General features: G+C 70.9%; 19 protein-coding genes and 1 riboswitch. Of the genes, 13 read left to right on the plus strand and 6 right to left on the minus strand.

The window, feature by feature from the left end:
* Nucleotides 1–136: 136 nt before the first annotated feature.
* From ACZ592_RS00020 to ACZ592_RS00055, 8 genes are all read left to right on the plus strand, one after another.
* Nucleotides 137–1036, plus strand: coding sequence for a DUF881 domain-containing protein (locus tag ACZ592_RS00020; protein WP_471579169.1), 900 nt, complete (start codon nucleotides 137–139; stop codon nucleotides 1034–1036).
* On the plus strand, nucleotides 1033–1365 hold the full coding sequence (locus ACZ592_RS00025; protein ID WP_030794354.1) for a small basic family protein: 333 nt from the start codon (nucleotides 1033–1035) through the stop codon (nucleotides 1363–1365). The genes ACZ592_RS00020 and ACZ592_RS00025 overlap by 4 nt, the downstream gene beginning before the upstream one ends.
* 4 nt (nucleotides 1366–1369) lie before the next feature.
* Entirely contained in the window at nucleotides 1370–2197 is an 828-nt protein-coding gene (locus tag ACZ592_RS00030; protein WP_471579170.1) for a DUF881 domain-containing protein, read from the plus strand.
* Nucleotides 2198–2279: 82 nt separating this feature from the next.
* Nucleotides 2280–3242: an FHA domain-containing protein gene (locus ACZ592_RS00035; protein ID WP_471579976.1), complete on the plus strand. Its 963-nt coding sequence runs from the start codon at nucleotides 2280–2282 to the stop codon at nucleotides 3240–3242.
* Nucleotides 3243–3285: 43 nt separating this feature from the next.
* On the plus strand, nucleotides 3286–4029 hold the full coding sequence (ftsR, locus tag ACZ592_RS00040; RefSeq protein WP_471579171.1) for a transcriptional regulator FtsR: 744 nt from the start codon (nucleotides 3286–3288) through the stop codon (nucleotides 4027–4029).
* A 75-nt stretch (nucleotides 4030–4104) separates the two neighbouring features.
* Nucleotides 4105–4578 carry a bifunctional nuclease family protein gene (locus tag ACZ592_RS00045; RefSeq protein ID WP_063795355.1) on the plus strand — a complete coding sequence of 158 codons (474 nt, stop codon included), beginning with the start codon at nucleotides 4105–4107 and terminating at the stop codon, nucleotides 4576–4578.
* 169 nt (nucleotides 4579–4747) lie between these two features.
* Nucleotides 4748–5365: a MerR family transcriptional regulator gene (locus ACZ592_RS00050; protein WP_471579172.1), complete on the plus strand. Its 618-nt coding sequence runs from the start codon at nucleotides 4748–4750 to the stop codon at nucleotides 5363–5365.
* 37 nt (nucleotides 5366–5402) lie between these two features.
* Nucleotides 5403–6935, plus strand: coding sequence for a DNA polymerase IV (locus ACZ592_RS00055; protein ID WP_471579173.1), 1533 nt, complete (start codon nucleotides 5403–5405; stop codon nucleotides 6933–6935).
* Between the two features lie 40 nt (nucleotides 6936–6975).
* Here ACZ592_RS00055 and ACZ592_RS00060 read toward each other — a convergent pair whose 3' ends face one another.
* Nucleotides 6976–7356, minus strand: coding sequence for a PRC-barrel domain-containing protein (locus ACZ592_RS00060; protein WP_471579174.1), 381 nt, complete (start codon nucleotides 7354–7356; stop codon nucleotides 6976–6978).
* A gap of 144 nt (nucleotides 7357–7500) precedes the next feature.
* Nucleotides 7501–7600: riboswitch (glycine riboswitch) on the plus strand.
* A gap of 192 nt (nucleotides 7601–7792) precedes the next feature.
* Here ACZ592_RS00060 and gcvP point away from each other — a divergent pair.
* Nucleotides 7793–10681 carry an aminomethyl-transferring glycine dehydrogenase gene (gcvP, locus tag ACZ592_RS00065; protein WP_471579175.1) on the plus strand — a complete coding sequence of 963 codons (2889 nt, stop codon included), beginning with the start codon at nucleotides 7793–7795 and terminating at the stop codon, nucleotides 10679–10681.
* 140 nt (nucleotides 10682–10821) lie between these two features.
* On the opposite strand, the gene ACZ592_RS00070 is transcribed toward gcvP, so the two are convergent.
* Nucleotides 10822–11028 carry a DUF5999 family protein gene (locus ACZ592_RS00070; protein WP_471579176.1) on the minus strand — a complete coding sequence of 69 codons (207 nt, stop codon included), beginning with the start codon at nucleotides 11026–11028 and terminating at the stop codon, nucleotides 10822–10824.
* A gap of 306 nt (nucleotides 11029–11334) precedes the next feature.
* Nucleotides 11335–11919 carry a hypothetical protein gene (locus ACZ592_RS00075; RefSeq protein WP_471579177.1) on the minus strand — a complete coding sequence of 195 codons (585 nt, stop codon included), beginning with the start codon at nucleotides 11917–11919 and terminating at the stop codon, nucleotides 11335–11337.
* Between the two features lie 483 nt (nucleotides 11920–12402).
* Between ACZ592_RS00075 and ACZ592_RS00080 the strand changes: the two genes are divergently transcribed.
* On the plus strand, nucleotides 12403–13923 hold the full coding sequence (locus ACZ592_RS00080) for a glutamate-cysteine ligase family protein (protein WP_471579178.1): 1521 nt from the start codon (nucleotides 12403–12405) through the stop codon (nucleotides 13921–13923).
* Between the two features lie 31 nt (nucleotides 13924–13954).
* Here ACZ592_RS00080 and ACZ592_RS00085 read toward each other — a convergent pair whose 3' ends face one another.
* Nucleotides 13955–15730 carry a substrate-binding domain-containing protein gene (locus ACZ592_RS00085; RefSeq protein ID WP_471579179.1) on the minus strand — a complete coding sequence of 592 codons (1776 nt, stop codon included), beginning with the start codon at nucleotides 15728–15730 and terminating at the stop codon, nucleotides 13955–13957.
* A 188-nt stretch (nucleotides 15731–15918) separates the two neighbouring features.
* On the opposite strand from ACZ592_RS00085, the gene ACZ592_RS00090 reads away from it, so the two are divergent.
* Complete coding sequence (locus ACZ592_RS00090; RefSeq protein ID WP_471579180.1) at nucleotides 15919–16701, plus strand: CPBP family intramembrane glutamic endopeptidase; 783 nt, start codon at nucleotides 15919–15921, stop codon at nucleotides 16699–16701.
* A gap of 42 nt (nucleotides 16702–16743) precedes the next feature.
* On the opposite strand, the gene ACZ592_RS00095 is transcribed toward ACZ592_RS00090, so the two are convergent.
* Nucleotides 16744–17565 carry a PhzF family phenazine biosynthesis protein gene (locus ACZ592_RS00095; protein WP_471579181.1) on the minus strand — a complete coding sequence of 274 codons (822 nt, stop codon included), beginning with the start codon at nucleotides 17563–17565 and terminating at the stop codon, nucleotides 16744–16746.
* A gap of 227 nt (nucleotides 17566–17792) precedes the next feature.
* Here ACZ592_RS00095 and ACZ592_RS00100 point away from each other — a divergent pair, with 227 nt between their 5' ends.
* Nucleotides 17793–19382 carry an FMN-binding glutamate synthase family protein gene (locus ACZ592_RS00100; RefSeq protein WP_471579182.1) on the plus strand — a complete coding sequence of 530 codons (1590 nt, stop codon included), beginning with the start codon at nucleotides 17793–17795 and terminating at the stop codon, nucleotides 19380–19382.
* Between the two features lie 62 nt (nucleotides 19383–19444).
* Nucleotides 19445–19978 (plus strand): GNAT family N-acetyltransferase, encoded by a 534-nt coding sequence (locus tag ACZ592_RS00105; protein ID WP_471579183.1) that lies wholly within the window; start codon nucleotides 19445–19447, stop codon nucleotides 19976–19978.
* Nucleotides 19979–20139: 161 nt separating this feature from the next.
* Here the strand turns inward: ACZ592_RS00105 and ACZ592_RS00110 are convergent, their stop codons facing one another.
* Nucleotides 20140–20337, minus strand: a complete 198-nt coding sequence (locus tag ACZ592_RS00110; protein WP_471579184.1) for a hypothetical protein — start codon at nucleotides 20335–20337, stop codon at nucleotides 20140–20142.
* Nucleotides 20338–20463: the final 126 nt, after the last annotated feature.

Consider the following 20463-nt stretch of genomic DNA (forward strand, 5'->3'; position numbering starts at 1 on the left):
CGTACCCCCCCCCCCCCCCCCCCCCCCCCCCCCCCCCCCCCCCCCCCCCCCCCCCCCCCCCCCCCCCCCCCCCCCCCCCCCCCCCCCCCCCCGCGCCGGTGGGGCCATTCGGAGGTAGCGCCCGCGACGTGCGACGATGTGCGGCATGCCGCAGCAGCCCCCCGTTCGGAGCACCCCCTCGCGCCCCCGGCGCCCGGACGCGTCCATGTCGCTGCTCACCACCGTCATGGACCACAGCCTTGACGAGGGGTACGCGGAGGCGGCGGTCCGCAAGAAGGCCAAGGGGGACAGCGGTGTCCCGCGGCCGTTGCGGGCCAAACTCGGGCTCGCGGCAGGGCTGGTGCTCGCCGCGTTGGTGGTCACCGTAGGGGCCGCGCAGGCGCGGATAGAGGCACCGGTGCTGGCCAAGGAGCGCGAGGAGCTCATCGACCGTGTCGAAGAGGCGACGGCGGGAGCCGACAAGCTCGAAGACGATGTCGACAAGCTCCGCGACGACGTGGGTGAGCGGCAGGAGGCCGCGCTGAAGAAGCACGGTGGCAGCCAGGGGGAGTTGGTGGGTCTCCTCTCCGGGGCCTCGGAGGTCCACGGACAGGGCGTGAAGCTCGTCGTGGACGACAAGAAGGAGGCCGCCCAGGGCGGCGGCGGGCCCCGCGAGAGCAACGGGTTCTCCGACACCGGGCGGGTGCGCGACCGCGACATGCAGCGCGTCGTCAACGGCCTGTGGCAGTCGGGCGCCGAGGCCATCTCCATCAACGACCAGCGACTCACCGCGCTGTCGGCGATCAGGGCCGCCGGTGACGCGATACTGGTCGACAACAGACCGCTGGTGCCGCCGTATACGGTGCTGGCGGTGGGGGACGGGAAGCGCCTGAGCTCCCGGTTCCAGAACAGCCGTGACGGTCAGTACCTGCATGCTCTGCAGGAGAACTTCGGCATCCGGACCAGCATCTCCGTGTCGGACGAGCTCCGGCTGCCGGCAGCGCCGAGCGTGACCGTACGTACAGCAGAGCCGAAGGCAGGAAAGGGCACATCGTGATCGCCGTACTGGGCCTCGTCGTGGGAGTCGTGGCCGGATTGTTGGTTCGGCCCGAGGTTCCGGCGGTCGTCGAGCCTTATCTGCCGATCGCCGTGGTCGCGGCTCTCGACGCCGTGTTCGGAGGGCTGCGGGCCATGCTCGACGGCATCTTCGACGACAAGGTGTTCGTGGTGTCGTTCCTGTCGAACGTGGTGGTGGCCGCGCTGATCGTGTTCCTGGGGGACAAGCTCGGCGTCGGCGCCCAGCTGTCCACGGGCGTCGTCGTGGTCTTGGGCATCCGCATCTTCTCCAACGCCGCCGCGATCCGCCGACACATCTTCAGGGCGTGACGCCGTGAGTGACGAGAGGCCCGACTACAACCGGCGCAGGGAACTCCCGGCGGAGGTCCCCAGCGCGCCCGAGACGCCCGCGCCGGCGGACCCCGAGGGCCCGCCCCGGCTGACCGGCCGTCAGCGGCTGGCGCAGGGGCTGTGGCCGCCGCGGGTGACCCGGCCCCAACTCATCGTCGCCCTGCTGCTGTTCGTGCTCGGCCTGGGCCTGGCCATCCAGGTGCGGTCCAACAACGACAGCGGCGCGCTGCGCGGCGCGCGACAGGAAGATCTCGTACGCATCCTCGATGAACTGGATGACCGGACTCAGCGTCTGGAAGAAGAGAAGCGGCGCCTCGAGGACCAGCGGACCGGGTTGGAGAACAGCTCGGACCAGGCCGAGGAGGCCCGTAAGCAGACGGTCGAGCGGGAGCGGCAACTCGGCATCCTGGCAGGCACGGTGGCGGCCCAGGGGCCCGGCATCACGCTGACCATCGAGGACAAGAAGGGGGCGATCGAGGCGGACATGCTGCTCGACGCCATTCAGGAGCTGCGCGCCGCAGGCGCCGAGGCGATCCAGATCAACGATGTGCGGGTGGTGGCCAACACCTATCTGTCGGATGCCGAGGGCGGTGGCGTACGGGTGGACGGCCACAAGGTCGGCGAGCCGTACCTCTTCAAGGTGATCGGCAAGCCGCAGGATCTCGAGCCTGCGCTGAACATCCCCGGCGGTGTGGTGCAGACTCTGGAGAAGGAGCAGGCCACGGTGACCGTGGAACGCTCGGAGAAGATCATTGTGAACGCCTTGCGACCAGCGAAGCGGCCTGACTACGCTCGGTCGTCCTCCCAGTGAGGGGCGGACGCATGGGGCGCGTCAGGCGAGGGCATGAGGTTGCGGGGGGTCGGCGCACCGGAAGCGTGGTGCGTGGTGGAAACTGTTTGGTGGCCACAGACGTTGTGAGGATGTCTGGCTCACCGATGAATGCCGGTGTGTGCAATCAGGGTTCGTCCTGCCCCACGGGCGGGTCTGTTTCGGTCAAGGGGAATCGCCCGTGAAGTTGTTTGCGAAGTTGTTCGGCAAGAGTGCACGTGAGGACAGCGGCAATCCGGCCACTGCCCGGCACCGTGCCCCGCGCCACGGAGACGGTGAGGAGCAGGGCGCAGGGCGCCCGATGTTCCGCGATCAGGTCGCTGGTCCAGGTGGTGACATTTCGGGCGGACAGGGCGCGTCGTCTGTTGACCCTGCCGGTCCCGGCCGCATAGGTTTCGGAGAACCGTCAACCTCAAGTACGGGTGGAGGGTTCGCCTCGGACCCGTACGCATCGAATGGCCCTGCGGGGCAGCCGCGGCAGGAGGATCCGTCCATGGCTCTGGTGTGTACGAGGTGCGGGAACCGCAACGCCGAGGCGAGCCGGTTCTGCTCCAACTGCGGCGCTCCGCTGCGGGCCGGAGCCGCTCCGGAGCGCCCCTCCGAGACGACCTCGACGATCTCCATCTCGGGCCTGGAGGCCTACGACGCCGAGGTGACGGGGCAGAACCCGTCACCCGCGCTCTCCCCGGAGGCGCAGGCGGCCGTCGACGCACTGCCGCTCGGCTCCGCGCTCCTCGTGGTGCGCCGCGGTCCGAACTCGGGCAGTCGTTTCCTGCTCGACGGCGAGCTGACCACGGCCGGGCGTCACCCGCAGAGCGACATCTTCCTGGACGACGTGACCGTGTCGCGTCGCCACGTGGAGTTCCGTCGCGTCCAGGACGGTTCGTTCACCGTCGCGGATGTGGGCAGCCTCAACGGCACGTACGTCAACCGTGAGCGTATCGACTCCGTCGCGCTCTCGAACGGCGACGAGGTGCAGATCGGCAAGTACCGCCTGGTCTTCTACGCGAGCCAGCGGGCCATCTGACCCGCCCCCAGACGCCGTCTGGGGGGAACCCCAGGGAAGGTCCATGCTTCAAACACCGAGTGGCGGTGCCGACACCGGCACCGCCGCCGCGGACCGTCGGCTGATGAGCATCGGTTCCGTGTTGAACCTCCTGCGTGACGAGTTTCCCGAGGTCACGATCTCCAAGATCCGGTTTTTGGAGGCCGAGGGGCTCATCGAGCCGCAGCGCACGCCCTCCGGCTACCGGAAGTTCAGCCCGGAGGACGTCGACCGGCTCGGACACGTCCTGCGGATGCAGCGCGACCACTACTTGCCGCTCAAGGTCATCCGTGAGCACCTCGACGCGCTGGAGCGCGGCGAGCGCCCCCCGCTGCCGTCCCTGGGGCGTCAGCGGGACGGCGACGACCCACTGGGCCAGGACGACGCCGAGGGGCCCACGGCGGCCCGTGTGGGCCGTGACGAACTGCTGGCCGCCGCGGAGATCGACGAGCGGCAGCTGGCGGAGTGGGAGACGTACGGCCTGGTCGCACCGTTGCCCGAGGGCGGGTACGACGCGGAGGCCGTCACGGTCGCCACGCTCGTCGTCGAACTGGGCCGGTTCGGTATCGAGCCACGTCACCTGAGGGTCATGAAGGCCGCCGCGGAGCGGGAGGCCGGGCTCGTGGACCAGGTGGTCGCGCCGCTGCGCCGGCACCGCAATCCGCAGACCAGGGCCCATGCCGAGGCGCGCACCAAGGAGCTGGCGGGCCTCACCGGACGTCTGCACTCGGCGCTCGTGCAGACGGCGCTCGGGGTCAGATTGCCCTGACGCGGACCGTGCCCGGCCGGTACTCGGCGGGTGCCCGACTACCCAAACCTGCCAGCCACGTCCTAGGGTTGCTGTGTGAACGAGCTCGACGTCGTAGGTGTCCGGGTCGAAATGCCCTCCAACCAGCCGATCGTGCTCCTGCGTGAAGTGGGAGGCGACCGGTACCTCCCCATCTGGATCGGACCAGGTGAGGCGACCGCCATCGCCTTCGCTCAGCAGGGCATGGCACCCGCACGGCCGCTGACCCACGACCTGTTCAAGGACGTGCTGGAGGCGGTGGGCCAGGAGCTCTCCGAGGTGCGCATCACGGACCTGCGCGAAGGGGTCTTCTACGCGGAGCTCGTCTTCGCCAGTGGTGTCGAGGTGAGTGCGCGCCCGTCCGACGCCATAGCGCTGGCGCTGCGCACCGGGACGCCCATCTTCGGGAGCGACGGCGTCCTGGACGACGCCGGCATCGCGATCCCGGACGAGCAGGAGGACGAAGTGGAGAAGTTCCGCGAGTTCCTCGACCAGATCTCGCCCGAGGACTTCGGGACCAACAGCCAGTGAGCCGCTTCCGGCGGCCCGCGTCGGACCATTCAGCTAGCCTTTCCCCGCGGTGAGGCACGGGAAACCACTCTCAGGGTGATTATCACTCGGCGTGCCGAGTGTGGCGATCGTTGACGAGCCCCTGGCGACTGCCTACCGTCGTGAAGGCAGGTCAAGGAGGGAGGTCGGCGTGAGAAGCAGCGGCGACGGTACGGCGATGGGCGGTCCGTACCCGCTCCACGGCGGCGCGGCCGAGCACTCTCCGAACCGGCCCATGGCGGTCCAGGGGAGCGGGGACGCTACGTTCGAGCACACCGAGCAGGTCGGCTACCGCGGTCCCACCGCGTGCGCGGCCGCGGGCATCACCTACCGACAGCTCGACTACTGGGCCCGTACGGGTCTGGTCGAGCCCAGCGTGCGGGCCGCGGGCGGCTCCGGGACACAGCGGCTCTACAGCTTCCGTGACGTGGTCGTGCTGAAGATCGTGAAGCGCTTCCTCGACACCGGGGTGTCGCTGCAGAACATTCGTACGACTGTCCAGCATCTGCGGGAGCGCGGGTTCCGCGATCTGGAGCGGATGACGCTGATGAGCGACGGCGCGACGGTCTACGAGTGCACGTCCCCCAGTGAGGTCCACGAACTGCTCCAGGGCGGCCAGGGGGTCTTCGGGATCGCCGTGGGCGTCGTCTGGCAGGACGTCGAGGCCGCGCTGTCCCAGCTGCACGGCGAGCGCATCGACACCGGGGAGACCCTCGTCGGGCACAACCCGGCCGACGAGCTGGCCAGACGGCGCAACAAGGCCGTCTGAGGCCGCGTTGTCAGTGGCGTAGGGCAGCATCGGAGATGTGAGAAGCGCGCCGACGATTCTGCATCTGGACATGGATGCCTTCTACGCGTCCGCGGAGCAGGCCGCGAAGCCGAGCCTGCGCGGAAAAGCCGTGGTCGTGGGCGGTCTCGGGCCGCGAGGCGTGGTCGCCACCGCTTCCTACGAGGCCCGTCGGTTCGGGGTGCACTCGGCGATGCCCATGGGACAGGCGCGCAGGCTGGCGCCGAACGCCGCCTACCTCGTGCCGCGCTTCGGGCTCTACCGCGAGGTCAGCGAACAGGTGATGGGGCTGCTGCGGGCACTGTCACCGCTCGTGGAGCCGCTCAGCCTGGACGAGGCCTTCGTGGACCTGGAGGCGGGCGGTGTCGCCGACGACGAGGGATCGGCCAGGGCCGTGGGGGAGCGGCTGCGGGCGGACATCAGGGCGGTGACGGGGCTGAACGGCTCGGTGGGGCTCGCCGTCTCCAAGATGCTGGCGAAGATCGCCTCCGAGGAGGCCAAGCCGGACGGGCTCAGGCTGATAGCGCCGGGGACGGAGCGTGCGCTGCTCGGTCCGATGTCGGTGCGGACGCTGCCGGGCGTGGGGCCGGCCACGGGTGACCATTTGCGGCGGGCCGGGATCATCACGGTCGATGAGATCGCGGAGGCCGGTGAGGACGAGCTCGTACGGCTGCTGGGGAAGGCGCACGGCGGCTCGCTGTACGCGATGGCGCTGGCGCGGGACGAGCGGCCCGTGGTGGCGGAGCGTGAGTCGAAGTCGGTCAGCGTCGAGGACACGTACGACGTGGACATCCACGACAGGGTGCGGGTCAGGACGGAGGTGGCGCGGCTTGCCGAGCGGTGTGTGCAGCGGCTGCGGGCGGCGGGGCACTCGGGGCGGACCATCGTGCTGAAGGTCCGCCGGTTCGACTTCTCGACGCTGACGCGGTCCGAGACGCTGCGCGGGCCCACGGACGACCCCGGGGTGGTGCGGGAGGCCGCCGCGCGGCTGCTGGAGGCCGTGGACACCACGGGCGGGGTGCGGCTGCTCGGCGTGGGCGTCACGGGCCTCGCCGACTACACGCAGGAGGACCTGTTCGCGCAGGCGCAGGCGGCCGAGGCGCTCCTGGCGGTGGCGGTGGCGGCGGCCGAGGCCGGTGCTGAGGGCCGTGCCGAGGCCGGGGCGGGTGTCGTCGGGGCCCGGGAGGCGGTGCCGACGGAGCGGGACACGGCGCAAGAGCGGGGCAGGGAGCTCGCCGAGGAGACCGAGGCGCCGGCGGAGCGTCGGTGGGCGGCAGGGCACGACGTGCGGCATGCCGAGTACGGGCACGGGTGGGTGCAGGGGAGCGGTCTGGGGCGGGTGACGGTGCGCTTCGAGACGCCCGGTTCGCCGCCCGGGCGGGTGCGGACGTTCAAGACGGACGACCTGGATCTGGAGCTCGCGGAGCCGTTGCCGTTGGTCGGCGCGGGGTCGTGCGGCGAGGGGGTGGCCGGGGCGGAGCTCGAGGCCGGGTCCGGTGTCGCTGGTGCGGCGGCGGAGGGCAGGGCCGAGGTGCGCTCCGGGCCGGAGTGACCGGAGTGACCGGAGTGAGGGGTGTCGCGTGGGACGGGGCTCAGGGGATTTCCGTGCCCGCGATCCGGCCGAAGGTCTGGTCCGGGGGCGGCGGGGCCTGCGGCGGGGCCGTGTCCAGGCCGTAGTGGTGGTAGAGCTGCAGTTCCTGCTCGGGGGAGAGGTGGCGGCCCACGCCGAAGTCCGGGGCGTCCCTGATCAGGGCGCGGTCGAAGGGGATGTGCAGGGTGCCGTCCTCGACCAGTTCGCTCGGCTCCAGCGGGACGAAGGTGTCGCGGCTGAACAGGCCGGTGCGTATGGCCGCCCACTCCGGGGCGCCGGTGGCATCGTCGAGGTAGACCTCGTCGATCGTGCCGATCTTCGCCCCGTTCCTGTCGAACGCCTTGCGGCCGATCAGGTTGCGCGGATCGATGTCGGTCTGCACGGGCCCTCCAGCTGATCGCGGCTTGTCGAAATCGGGCGTAACTCATCCTTATTCGTTCGTAGTCACTACGAAAGAGCACTTCGGGGCAGGCGGCCACTCGAGGGATCGGCCATGGTCCTCGCTGGTAGGCTGGCGCCTGGCTGCTGACCCCGTGCGGGAGAGCTCTCCGGAATGCACTTCCCGGAGGCGCCGAAGGAGCAAATCCTCCCCGGAATCTCTCAGGCACCCGTACCGCACGGACGAGGTCACTCTGGAAAGCAGGGCGGGCGTCGGGCGGGCACGTTCGGAACCCTTCCTCACCGACGGTGAAAGCAGATCTGTCCATGGACCGGACGGGCCTGTGAAGCTCTCAGGTTGAGATGACAGAGGGGGAGGCCGTCCGGGTACCCGCGCCGTGGTACCCCTCGCAGGTCGTGCAGACCAGGAGGCCTCCGCAATGACTGCCACCAATCGCATCCCGCTCTCCGAGCTCGAGCAGGGCATCCCCTTCGAGTCGCGGCACATCGGGCCCGATGCGGAAGCGCGGGCCAAGATGCTCGCCCAGGTCGGGTACGGCTCGCTCGACGAGCTGACGGCCGCCGCGGTGCCGGATGTGATCAAGAACGCCGAGGCGCTGAACCTGCCCGGCGCGCGCACCGAGGCCGAGGTCCTGGCCGAGCTGCGTTCCCTCGCCGACCGGAACCAGGTCCTCGACTCCATGATCGGGCTCGGGTACTACGGGACCTTCACCCCGCCGGTCATCCTGCGCAACGTCATGGAGAACCCGGCCTGGTACACGGCCTACACGCCGTACCAGCCCGAGATCTCGCAGGGCCGGCTCGAGGCGCTGCTCAACTTCCAGACGATGGTCGCCGAGCTGACCGGACTGCCCACATCGGGCGCCTCGCTCCTGGACGAGGGCACCGCCGCCGCCGAGGCCATGGCCCTCTCGCGGCGCATGGGCAAGGTCAAGGACGGCGTGTTCCTCGTGGACGCCGACGCCCTGCCGCAGACCGTCGCCGTCATCCGGACCCGTGCCGAGCCCACCGGCGTCGAGGTCGTCGTCGCCGACCTGAGCGAAGGCGTGCCCGCCGAGGTGGCCGAGCGCGGCGTGGTCGGCGTGCTGATCCAGTACCCGGGCGCCTCCGGTGCCGTACGCGACATCAAGCCCCTGATCGACCAGGCGCACGAGCTCGGCGCCGTCGTCACCGTCGCCGCCGACCTGCTCGCCCTGACGCTGCTCACCTCGCCCGGCGAGCTGGACGCCGACATCGCCGTCGGCACGACCCAGCGCTTCGGCGTGCCGATGGGCTTCGGCGGACCGCACGCCGGCTACATGGCGGTCCGTGAGAAGTTCGCGCGCAGCCTGCCGGGGCGGCTCGTCGGCGTCTCCGTCGACGCCGACGGCAACAAGGCCTACCGCCTCGCGCTGCAGACCCGCGAGCAGCACATCCGCCGCGAGAAGGCCACCAGCAACATCTGTACCGCGCAGGTGCTGCTCGCGGTCATGGCCGGCATGTACGCCGTCTACCACGGGCCCGAGGGCCTGAAGTCGATCGCGCGGCGCACCCACCGGTACGCGACGCTCCTCGCGGCGGGCCTCACCGCCGGCGGCGTCGAGGTCGTCCACGGCGCGTACTTCGACACGCTGACCGTGCGCGTCGAGGGCAAGGCCGAGGAGCTCGTCTCCGCCGCCCGCGAAGGCGGCGTGAACATCCACCAGGTCGACGCCGACCACGTCTCGCTCGCCTGCGACGAGACCACCACGCGGGGCCAGCTGGCCGCCGTGTGGAGCGCGTTCGGGGTCGAGGCGGACATCGAGGCGCTCGACGAGCAGACGGCGGACACACTGCCGGAGGGCCTGCTGCGCGGCGACGACTACCTCGCCCACCCGGTCTTCCACCAGTACCGCTCCGAGACGGCCATGCTGCGCTACCTGCGCAGGCTCGCCGACCGGGACTACGCGCTCGACCGCGGCATGATCCCGCTGGGCTCCTGCACCATGAAGCTCAACGCGACCACCGAGATGGAGCCGGTCACCTGGCCCGAGTTCGGCCAGCTGCACCCCTTCGCGCCCGCCCAGCAGGCCCAGGGCTACCTCACGCTCATCCGTGAGCTGGAGGAGCGGCTCGCCGAGGTCACCGGCTACGACAAGGTCTCCCTGCAGCCCAACGCCGGCTCGCAGGGCGAGCTCGCGGGCCTGCTCGCGGTCCGCGGCTACCACCGGGCCAACGGCGACGAGCAGCGCACCGTCTGCCTCATCCCGTCCTCCGCGCACGGCACGAACGCGGCGAGCGCCGTGATGGCCGGCATGAAGGTCGTCGTCGTGAAGACCGCCGGGGACGGCGAGGTCGACATAGAGGACCTGCGCGCCAAGATCGAGAAGCACCGCGACGAGCTGGCCGTGCTGATGATCACCTACCCCTCGACGCACGGCGTCTTCGAGGAGCACGTGGCCGACATCTGCGCGTCGGTGCACGAGGCCGGCGGCCAGGTGTACGTCGACGGGGCCAATCTCAACGCCCTGGTGGGCCTCGCCAAGCCGGGCCACTTCGGCGGCGACGTCTCGCACCTGAACCTGCACAAGACCTTCTGCATCCCGCACGGCGGCGGCGGCCCCGGCGTCGGCCCGGTCGGCGTCCGCGAGCACCTCGCGCCGTACCTGCCCAACCACCCGCTGCAGCCCGCGGCGGGACCCGAGACCGGTGTCGGCCCGATCTCCGCGGCGCCGTGGGGCTCGGCCGGCATCCTGCCGATCTCCTGGTCGTACGTGCGCCTCATGGGCGGTGAGGGCCTCAAGCGGGCCACCCAGGTCGCGGTGCTCTCCGCCAACTACATCGCCAAGCGGCTCGAGCCGCACTACCCGGTGCTCTACACCGGTCCCGGCGGTCTCGTCGCGCACGAGTGCATCATCGACCTGCGTCCGCTCAGCAAGGCGACCGGCGTCAGCGTCGACGACATCGCCAAGCGGCTCATCGACTACGGCTTCCACGCGCCGACCATGTCGTTCCCGGTCGCCGGCACGCTGATGATCGAGCCGACGGAGAGCGAGGACCTCCACGAGATCGACCGGTTCTGCGAGGCGATGATCGCCATCCGCCGGGAGATCGAGAAGGTCGGCTCCGGCGAGTGGACCGCGCAGGACAACCCGCTGCGCAACGCGCCGCACACCGCCGCGGCCCTGGGCGGCGACTGGGAGCACGGCTACAGCCGTGAGGAGGCGGTCTTCCCGTCCGGCGTCGCCGCCGCGGACAAGTACTGGCCGCCGGTGCGCCGCATCGACCAGGCGTACGGCGACCGGAATCTGGTCTGCTCCTGCCCGCCCCTGGATGCGTACGAGGACTGATGACCGCGCCCGTGCGGAGCCGGGCATGCGGCGGGGCCGGTTCGGAGACTTCTCTCCGGGCCGGCCCCTCGTCTTGTCTGTGGAGCGTCGGTGGTGCGTCGGTGCTGCGCGGAAGTACGGGTGTGCGGATGTGCCAGTGCTCAGGCGGCTGTCATGACCTGGTCGGTGCCCAGCGGTCGGTGCGGGGCGATGATCTGACCGTCCGGCAGCAGCTCACCGGTGTCCTCGAAGAGCAGGACGCCGTTGCACAGCAGGCTCCAGCCCTGCTCCGGGTGGCTCGCCGCGAGGAGTGCGGCTTCCCGGTCGGCGGAGTCGGCTGTCGGGCACGGTGGTTGGTGCTGGCACATGGAAGGGTTCTTTCGCTGCGATGAGATGGCTGTGACGTCGGTCCTGTGGCTCGATGCGGTGTTCATAACCGCCCCCCGTTTGTAGTCGGTCCGCTCCCAGTGTTGCCCTCCGGGCGTCAATCCGCAGGGATTTTGGTGCAGCGGCCTCTCCCGCTTAATGACGTATCACCCGCCCGGACGGTTCAGCTCAACTTCCCTGTCCCTTTGGGTGGTTCGGGGTGGCCTTACTGGGCTAGTCCACTTGGGTGGACAGCACTGTGCCCCGCGGCCGGGGGCACGGGGCACCAGGAAGCGCAGGGGGTGGCGTCAGGCGGGTGAGCTCAGCAGCGGCGCCGGGGTCAGACGGTGGTTGAGCATCGGGAGCAACTCGGCGACACGGTGCGGGCGGTGGGCCGCGATGCCGGGCGGCGCCGGTGCCAGCGGCACGAGCAGGTCGGTGGCGGCGAGAGGGCCCTCGGCGCCGTCGTCCGTGCAGTCGCGGTGCAGCCAGAGAGTGATCATGTAGAGCTCGGGTACGGACAGCAGCCGCGGCTGGCAGGGCATGGGCATGGCCTCGGCGTGCCGCAGCGCCCGTTCGGTGGAGGCGATGTACGGGCCTTCGAAGAAGTGGGAGAACGCCCAGCCGTCGGGGGTGAGCATCGTGTCGGCCGCGGCCACGGCGCGTTCGCCGCAGCGGATCAGGAAGCGCCAGCCGGCGAGGCGGGTGGGCGAGGTGCCCTCTGGAGTGATGCGGTCCAGGACGTGGACCGGCAGCGGGAGTTCCGGGCTCGCCGGTCCCTGTGCGGTACGCAGGGACGGGGTGCGGGCCTCGCGTACGGCGGTGGGGGAACCGAGTGCCGCGAGAACGCTGCGCAGGGCGGGCGCGGGGGCCGGGGGGACATGCAGCGGCATGGTGGGTCGCCTCTCTCATTCGACAGGCACGGTGGAGCGGGGGCAGGTGCGTGACGTCGCTGTCAGCTCTGGGTCAGAGGGGCGGGGGCTGGAACCGCGAGCGCCAACTCTCTGCCTAGATTGTGGAGTTTATACGAGATGTGTTCGAACGATGTTTCATCTAGACGAAGCGGATATTGCGAGCAAGTCCTTATTCGGACGCGCTTGTGAGAGCTTTCACCCGATTTTGCGCGGGGTCCACCGTCATGACCTCGCATTGCCGCTCGGGCGCGGTCGGCCGATTTTTGCCGGTACTTTTGACCAGGCGCGTCGGAAGGGAATCTTCACCGTGCCGCATGCCTGGTGAATGTGCCGGACGACAGCTGCGTCGAGCGTACTGGTCGGTGGTCGCGCGTGGGGCGTTATCGATCACATTGCCGGGGCATCATCCCCCGTACACAGCGGCCGGGTCCTCGGTCGCTCCGTTCTAGGAGGGACGCTTCGATGGGGGAGAAGGTCGCGGCGGGCACGTTCGACCTGGCCGATCGGAACCACTACCGAGGCAAGCTCCGAGAGTGTCTTGCGGGGCTGGAGCGATTGCTGGAGGAGCAGCGGTTCGATCGTCCCAAGAATCTGATGGGGATGGAGATCGAGCTGAATCTCGCCGGGCCGGACGGGCTGCCGAGAATGTTGAATGCGCAGGTTCTGGAGCGCATTGCGAGCCGGGATTTCCAGACGGAACTCGGAATGTTCAATCTGGAAGTGAACATTGCTCCGCACCGGCTCGGCGGACGCGTTCTCGACCGACTCGCCGAAGAGCTGCGCACCGGGCTCAACTACGCGCACAGGAAGGCGAACGAGCTCGACGCCGGCATCGTCATGATCGGCATCCTGCCGACGCTGAACCGCGCCGATCTGGTCTCGGGGAACCTCTCGGACGTCGACCGCTACGCCCTCCTGAACGATCAGATCGTGGCGGCGCGCGGTGAGCACTTCGCCCTCGACATCCAGGGCGTGGAGCGGCTGACCTGCACCTCCGCGTCGATCGCGCCCGAAGCGGCCTGTACATCCGTGCAGTTGCACCTGCAGGTCACGCCGGGCCGGTTCCCCGACGTGTGGAACGCGGCGCAGGCGATCGCGGCTGCGCAGGTCGCCGTGGGCGCCAACGCGCCGTTCCTGTTCGGCCGTGAGCTGTGGCGCGAGTCGCGGCCGCCGCTGTTCCTGCAGTCCACCGACACGCGGCCGCCCGAGCTGCAGGCCCAGGGCGTGCGCCCGCGCACCTGGTTCGGCGAGCGCTGGATCACCAGGCCGCTGGAGCTCTTCGAGGAGAACCTGCGGTACTTCCCTGCGCTGCTGCCCCTGATGGAGGACGAGGACCCGATGGGTGTCCTCGACGCGGGAGGCGTGCCGCGCCTCGGCGAACTCGTCCTGCACAACGGCACCGTCTACCGCTGGAACCGTCCGGTGTACGGCATCGCCGACGGCGTCCCGCACCTGCGGGTGGAGAACCGCGTCCTGCCCGCGGGCCCCACCATCACCGACGTCATCGCCAACGCCGCCTTCTACTACGGACTCGTGCGCGCGCTCGCCGAGGAGTCCCGGCCCGTGTGGACCCGGCTCCCCTTCGAGGCCGCCGCCCAGAACTTCGACGCCGCGTGCCGCCACGGCATCGACGCCACCCTGCAGTGGCCCCGGCGCGGCAGGCTCGGCGGCCTCAACGAGGTGGCGGCCGTGCAGCTGGTACGCGACGAGCTGCTGCCCCTCGCGGCCGCGGGCCTGGACGCGTGGGGCGTGGAGCCGGCCGACCGGGACCTGTACCTCGGGGTGATCGAGGAGCGGTGCCGCCGGCGGGTCAACGGCGCGTCGTGGCAGGCGACGACGTACCACCGGGCGCTGGAGAGCGGGATGGCCCGGGAGGAGGCGCTGGCCGCGACCACCCAGCGGTACTTCGAGCTGATGCACGTGGGGGAGCCGGTGCACACGTGGCCCGTCGGGCTCAGGGCGCCCGCCGTGCCGCTGGGCTGAGGCGTCGGGCCGGGGACACCGAGGGGTGGCCTCAGCCCCGGCTGCTGCCCGCCTCCATGATCGCCTTGAGGATGACCGCGTGGATCTGCGCCGGGTCGTCGACCTGGTGACCGGAGCCGCCGGTCGCCGCGGCGATCTGCTGGACCTCGTCCTTGTCCGCGTCCGGTCCTACGGCGATGGCGATGATCGGCACCGGCCGCCCGGGCTCGGAGAGCTCGTCCAGCTGGGAGATGAGGGAGCCGCGCGAGATGCTCCCCGGGTCCTGGTTGGCGCCGTCGGTGAGGATCACCAGGGCGTTGAACTTGCCCTTCGCGTACGTCGACCGCGCCTCCTTGTAGGCGGCGAGCGTGGTGTCGTACAGACCGGTGGCGCCGCCGGGCACGGGCTGCAGGCCGCTGAAGGCCTCGGACAGCTCGTCGCGGTGGGTGGCGCCGCCCTTGCGGTCGCCCAGGCGCTCGGTCGGCTGCAGTTCGCGGTAGTCGCGGGCGCCGTCCAGCCGGGTGGCGAACTCCCACAGGCCGATCTCGTCCTCGTCCGTGAAGCCCGCGAGGGCCTTCAGCAGTGAGGCCTTGGTGACCTCCATACGGGACTCGGCGCGGCCAGGGACGAGCTGACGCATGGACTCCGACGCGTCGACCACGGTGCTCAGCCGGGCGCTCTGCACCGTGATCGTCCACATGCCCAGGGTCTCCTGGAGCTGCTTGTCCGAGGGCGGGTCGGTGGCCTCGGCCGCATACGGCTGCGGGGTGCGGCCGCCGGCGGCGGTGATCAGCTTGTCGGACGGCTCGTCGGGGCCGGTCCTGAAGCCGTGCTCGGCCAGGATCCCCTGGCCCTCCCCGTCGCTGAACATGGTCATGAAGCGCAGGGCCGCGCGGCTCGTGTCGGTGGACATCCGGTCGTCCTCGACGAGCGTGTACGGGTAGTCGAGCCGGGGCGAGCCGTCCTTGGGGTAGAAGAGGTCGAGGTTGTTCTCCTCGCCCGCCGACGCGTTGTGCGTGTACGCGGCCTGTTCGGAGACGATCAGCGCCTGGTTGCGGCGGGGGTCGCCCTGTTCGGTGCCGGACGCGTCGCGGGCCAGCGTGTCCAGGAGTCGGCCATCGCCGGCGGTGGTGCGGGCGGACAGGGCCTTCGCCAGCGCTGCTGCATGTGTGTCGCCCTCCTTTCCGCCCTGCTTCTTCGCGGAGGCGCCCAGTTTGGCGAGCGCGAGCAGTCCGGTCGCGCTGCGCGCGGGGTCGGCCGCGCCGAGGCGCAGCTTGTCGCCCTTCATGGCGGCCCCGGTCAACTCGGTCCAGTCGTACGTCTTCTTGGGCCAGCCCAGCGATTCCGCGGCGGACGGGATCATGCCGATGCCGACCGGTGACGAGGCGATGTTGCCCGCCGGGGAGACCTTGGTCTGCTTCGCGCCGAGGCCGACCTGCTGCACCCACAGCTCGGAGTCCGGCACCCACACGTCGTAGTCGGGATCGCCCTTGTCCGCACGGAGTTCGGCGGCCACCGCGTACGAGTCGCGCGCGGTCACCCGCACGTCGATGCAGTGCCCGTCCGAGGTGAGCTCCTCCTCGCGGGCGGCCTCGGCGGCCTCGCGCAGCGCGGGGCTCACGTCGGGGGCGGCGACGACGTCGAGGCGCACCGCGTCGTCGCCGCAGGAGCCGCCGAACGTGAGCAGTCCGCTGCGGACCGCCACCGCCGTGCCCCCCGCCACCACGAGGACGAGTGCCGTGGCGATGGCGACCGAACGGCCGCGCGAACGCTGCCGGGGGTCGGGCGCTGCGCTCCCGCGCTCATCGGGCAAGCTGTGACGTCCCATGGCGGTGGTGCCCCTCCTTGAACGGTGAAGCAAGGAAAGAGGGGGCGGTACGCCCGAAAGCGGCGTCAGTCCCCCTCGGCCTGTCGCGCACGATCTTCGTAACTTCTTTCGAGACCCTAGCGGGGCGAGGATGGGGATGAGGCGGGATTACTCAACTGGAGGCGTCAGTGCAAGAGGAGCCGGGGCCGATGGCCGGTTCTTTTCCGGCGGACGGAAGTTCGCGGCGGATCCTGCGGGACGAGACGCTGCTCGTCCTGGCCCTCTCGCTCGGGGCGAGCGGCGTGTCAGCGCTGATCAGCTTTGTCGGATCGGTCACCAAGCCGGGCGGTCTGAAGGACCAGGCGGCCACGATGAACGCGTCGGCCGCGCCGGGCCGGCCGTGGCTTGATCTCGCGTGGCAATTGTTCGGAATTGCGAGCGCGTTGGTGCCGGTCGCGCTGGTCGCGCACTTCCTGCTGCGGGAGCGGGAAGGGCTGGGGACGCTCGGGTTCGACCGGCGGCGGCCGTGGCCGGACCTGGGGCGCGGCACCGCGGTGGCCGCGGTGATCGGCAGCACGGGCATCGCCTTCTACCTGGCGGCCCGCGGGCTCGGCTTCAACCTCACGGTGGTGCCCGAGGCGCTGCCCGACGTGTGGTGGAAGTACCCCGTCCTCGTGCTGTCCGCGGTGCAGAACGCGGTCCTCGAAGAAGTGATCGTCGTCGGGTATCTGCTGCGCAGGCTCGGACAGTTGGGGTGGACACCGATGGCCGCGCTGGTGGGCAGTTCGGTGCTGCGCGGCTCGTATCACCTGTACCAGGGCATCGGCGGGTTCCTCGGCAACCTCGCGATGGGCGTGGTCTTCGTGCTGCTCTACCGCAGGTGGGGGCGGGTCGGGCCACTGGTGGTGGCCCACTCGCTGCTCGACACCGGGGCGTTCGTCGGATACGCGCTGCTCGCCGGAAAGGTGGGGTGGCTGCCCACACCTTCATAGGCGGCGCCCCGTCCGGCCACGTTCTCGGACGCCGGGCACGGGTCAGGCCAGGAGTTCGCCCTCGATGACCGTGACCGCGCGGCCGGTCAGGAGGGTGCGGTCGCCGCGCAGCTCGGTGCGGACCAGGCCGGTGCGTGCCGAGGCCTGCAGGCCGGTCAGTTCGGCGCGGCCGAGGCGCTTGGCCCAGAAGGGCGCGAGGGCGGTGTGCGCGCTGCCCGTCACCGGGTCCTCGTCGATGCCGACGCGCGGGAAGAAGCCGCGCGAGACGAAGTCGTGGCCGCGGGAGGGGTCCTCCGCGCGCGCCGTGGCGATGATCCCGCGCTCGGAGTGCCGGACGAGCGCCTTGTGGTCCGGGGCGAGCGCCCGCACCGTCTTCTCGTCGGCGAGCTCGACCAGCAGGTCGCCGAGGTCATGGCCCGTGTCGTACGCGGCGAGCGGCTCGGCGCCCAAGGCCTCGGCGATGCCCTCGGGCAGGTCCGTCACGGTGAGCGGGGCGGTCGGGAAGTCGAGGGTGAGGGTGCCGTCCTCGTGCGCGGTCGAGGTGAGGATGCCGCCGCGGGTGGCGAAGCGGACGGTGCCCGAGGCGGTGCCGGTGGTGTGCAGGACATGAGCCGTGGCCAAAGTGGCATGGCCGCAGAGGTTGACCTCGGTGGCGGGCGTGAACCAGCGCAGCGCCCAGTCGGCGTCGGCGCCCTCGGGCAGCCGGTGGGCGAAGGCGGTCTCCGCGTGGTTGACCTCCCTGGCCACGTGCTGCAGCCAGGTGTCGTCGGGGAAGGCGTCGAGGAGCATGACCCCGGCCGGGTTGCCGGCGAAGGGGCGGTCGGTGAAGGCGTCGACGATGCGGATGCGGTGGGAAGTCGGCATGAGGACGACGGTAGGGGGCCGCGAAGTGCTGGGGACAAGGCCAATCCGGATCTCCTGGACTGGTTTCTGGGTGTGATTGGACTGTGGTCCCGTGCGCCGATGTGGGCCTCCCCGGTGCGTGGGCGGGGCGGCGGACTCGTCTGGCGGGCCCCGGCTTCCCCTGGTAGGCAGGCAGAAGGCGGGGTGGGCGGCCTGCGGAGTGGCGGAGCGAGGAGGTGGCGGAAGCCGTGTTGCGTACCGCGATGGTGGCCGTACTCGCGGCGGTGGCCCTTGCCGTGAGCGGTCTGGCGCTCGCCGTGAGCCCTTGGTGGTGGTGTGCGGCGGCGCCACTCCTGGGTGCCGCCGTCGTGGGGACGTACGACATCACTCAGCGCCGGCATTCCGTGTTGCGGAACTATCCGGTCGTGGGGCATCTGCGCTACCTGATGGAGGCGATCCGTCCGGAGGTGCAGCAGTACTTCGTCGAGCGGGACTACGACGGGCGGCCCTTCGACAAGGACACCCGCTCCACCGTCTACGAGCGGGCCAAGGGCGTGGCGGACGAGGACCCGTTCGGCACCGAGCTGTCCGTGTACGAGCCGGGCTACGAGTTCTTCACGCACTCGGTGGCGCCGAAGCCGGTGCCCGACACCCCGCCCACGGCCGCGGTCGGCGGCCCCGACTGCACGAAGCCGTACGGGATGGCGCTGCTCAACGTGTCGGCGATGAGCTTCGGCTCGCTCTCCGCGCAGGCCATCCTCGCGCTCAACAAGGGCGCTGCCGAGGGCGGGTTCGCGCACGACACCGGTGAGGGCGGCATCTCCGAGCACCACCTGCGGCACGGCGGTGACCTGGTGTGGGAGATCGGCACCGGCTACTTCGGCTGCCGTACGGACGACGGCGGTTTCGACGCCGAGGAGTTCCGGCGCAAGGCGGCGGGGGAGTCCGTGCGCTGCGTCTCCCTGAAGCTCTCGCAGGGCGCGAAACCCGGCATGGGCGGTGTGCTGCCCGGCGCCAAGGTGAACGCGGAGATCGCCCGGGTCCGTGAGGTGCCCGAGGGCGAGACCGTGATCTCGCCGAGCTATCACCGGGTCTTCTCCACGCCCCGCGAACTGGTGCGGTTCATCGCCGAGTTGCGGCGCCTGGCCGGCGGCAAGCCCGCCGGGTTCAAGCTGTGCGTGGGCAGCCGCCGGGACGTGCTCGCGATCTGCCGGGCGATGCTCGCCGAGGACTGCACGCCCGACTTCATCGTGGTGGACGGCGCGGAGGGCGGCACGGGCGCGGCACCCATGGAATTCGTGGACCACGTCGGCACCCCGCTCACCGAGGGCCTGTCGATCGTGCACAACGCCCTGGTGGGCACCGGCCTGCGGGACCGCATCCGGATCGGGGCGAGCGGCAAGGTGGCCACCGGCTCCGACATCGTGCGCCGCCTCATCCAGGGCGCGGACTACACCAACGCGGCCCGCGCCATGATGTTCGCCGTCGGATGCATCCAGTCCCAGCGCTGCCACACCAACACCTGCCCGGTCGGCGTGGCGACGCAGGACCCGGGCCGGGGCCGCGCCCTGGACGTGCCCGACAAGGCCCTGCGGGTACGGCGCTACCAGCGGGCCACGGTGCACAGCGCGCTGCAGATCATGGCGTCCATGGGCGTCACGGACCCGGCCCGGCTGCGCCCGTACATGCTGCGGCGGCGCACCGCGTACGACGCGGTGCTGTCGTACGCCGAACTGTTCACCTGGCTCGAACCGGGCCAGCTCCTCGACGGCAAGGGCCTGCCCCGGGAGTGGGCCCTGGCCTGGGACGAGAGCGATCCGGACACCTTCGTGGTGTGAGCGGGGACGACCGGGACCGCCGCGATTACCGCTGAGCGGCCCGCCTTCGGCAGGATGAGCCCATGACCGAGATCCGCACCCCCCGCCTCCTCCTGCGCCGCTGGCACGACGACGACCTCGCGCCCATGGCGGACATCAACGCGGACCCCCGCGTCATGCGCTGGATCGACGACGGCGCCGTCCACGACCTCGATCGCACCGCGGAGGAGATCGAGCGGTGGGAGGAGGAGTGGGACGACGAGGGCTTCGGCCTCTTCGCCGTGGAGCTCCTCGCCTCGGGCGAGCTGGCGGGCTTCACGGGGCTCTTCCTGCCCGAGTTCCTGCCGGAGGCGATGCCCGACGTGGCGATCGGCTGGCGGCTCGGCGCGCAGTTCTGGGGCCAGGGGTACGCGTCCGAGGCCGCCCAGGCAACGCTGGAGTTCGCGCTCCAGGACCGTGGCATCGACCGGGTCATCAGCATCGACCGGGTGGGCAACCAGGCCTCCGAGAACGTCGTCCGCAAGCTCGGCATGACGCACGAACGCGAGACGACGCATCCCCTGTACGGTCACGCGCTGAACGTGCACGCCATCGACCTCACCGAGTACGAGGCGTAGGGCCCAGCCCTTTCACAGGTCGGCGTCCCCGGCCCGCGCGGCGGCCGCCACCTCCGGCAGGGGCCAGCCGTCGACCTCCGTCGCGCCGTCCCGGCCCAGCTGCCATCCGCGGGCCACCGCCGCGTCGAGCAGAGCCCGGACGGCGCCCGGTTCGTGCAGGTTCAGGGAACCGCCCTGGTGTACCCCACGTCCCCGGAGCCCAGGGGAAACCCGCCCGGCACGTACCGGCCCGGGCCCTCGGCGCAGACGATGCGCAGCGAGCCGCCGGACCCGGTCGGCTGCGGGTGCAGCGTCAGCGTCCGGCGGCACTCCGAGGTGGCCGCGCCGTTCTGCGCACGGCGGCTGTGGCTGTGGCGCAAGACCCGCCTGAGCGCCGTCCCGGCCGGCCCTTTGCCTTCGCTCCGATGCGCGGGGCGTGGAACAACCGCAGGTCAGGCCTGGGGTTGTCATAAGAATAGTTCCGATATATCGTTGAGGCATCGCGA

The organism is Streptomyces sp. NPDC040622, from assembly GCF_055593965.1.

What these genes read in the sequence shown, in the direction of transcription:
- ftsR (WP_471579171.1), top strand. Translation starts at nt 3,286, where the DNA reads ATGCTTCAAACACCGAGTGGCGGTGCCGACACCGGCACCGCCGCCGCG.
- ACZ592_RS00070 (WP_471579176.1), bottom strand. Translation starts at nt 11,028, where the DNA reads ATGTGCCAGCACCAACCACCGTGCCCGACAGCCGACTCCGCCGACCGG.
- gcvP (WP_471579175.1), top strand. Translation starts at nt 7,793, where the DNA reads ATGACTGCCACCAATCGCATCCCGCTCTCCGAGCTCGAGCAGGGCATC.
- ACZ592_RS00020 (WP_471579169.1), top strand. Translation starts at nt 137, where the DNA reads ATGTGCGGCATGCCGCAGCAGCCCCCCGTTCGGAGCACCCCCTCGCGC.
- ACZ592_RS00075 (WP_471579177.1), bottom strand. Translation starts at nt 11,919, where the DNA reads ATGCCGCTGCATGTCCCCCCGGCCCCCGCGCCCGCCCTGCGCAGCGTT.
- ACZ592_RS00085 (WP_471579179.1), bottom strand. Translation starts at nt 15,730, where the DNA reads ATGGGACGTCACAGCTTGCCCGATGAGCGCGGGAGCGCAGCGCCCGAC.
- ACZ592_RS00095 (WP_471579181.1), bottom strand. Translation starts at nt 17,565, where the DNA reads ATGCCGACTTCCCACCGCATCCGCATCGTCGACGCCTTCACCGACCGC.
- ACZ592_RS00105 (WP_471579183.1), top strand. Translation starts at nt 19,445, where the DNA reads ATGACCGAGATCCGCACCCCCCGCCTCCTCCTGCGCCGCTGGCACGAC.
- ACZ592_RS00080 (WP_471579178.1), top strand. Translation starts at nt 12,403, where the DNA reads ATGGGGGAGAAGGTCGCGGCGGGCACGTTCGACCTGGCCGATCGGAAC.
- ACZ592_RS00090 (WP_471579180.1), top strand. Translation starts at nt 15,919, where the DNA reads ATGGCCGGTTCTTTTCCGGCGGACGGAAGTTCGCGGCGGATCCTGCGG.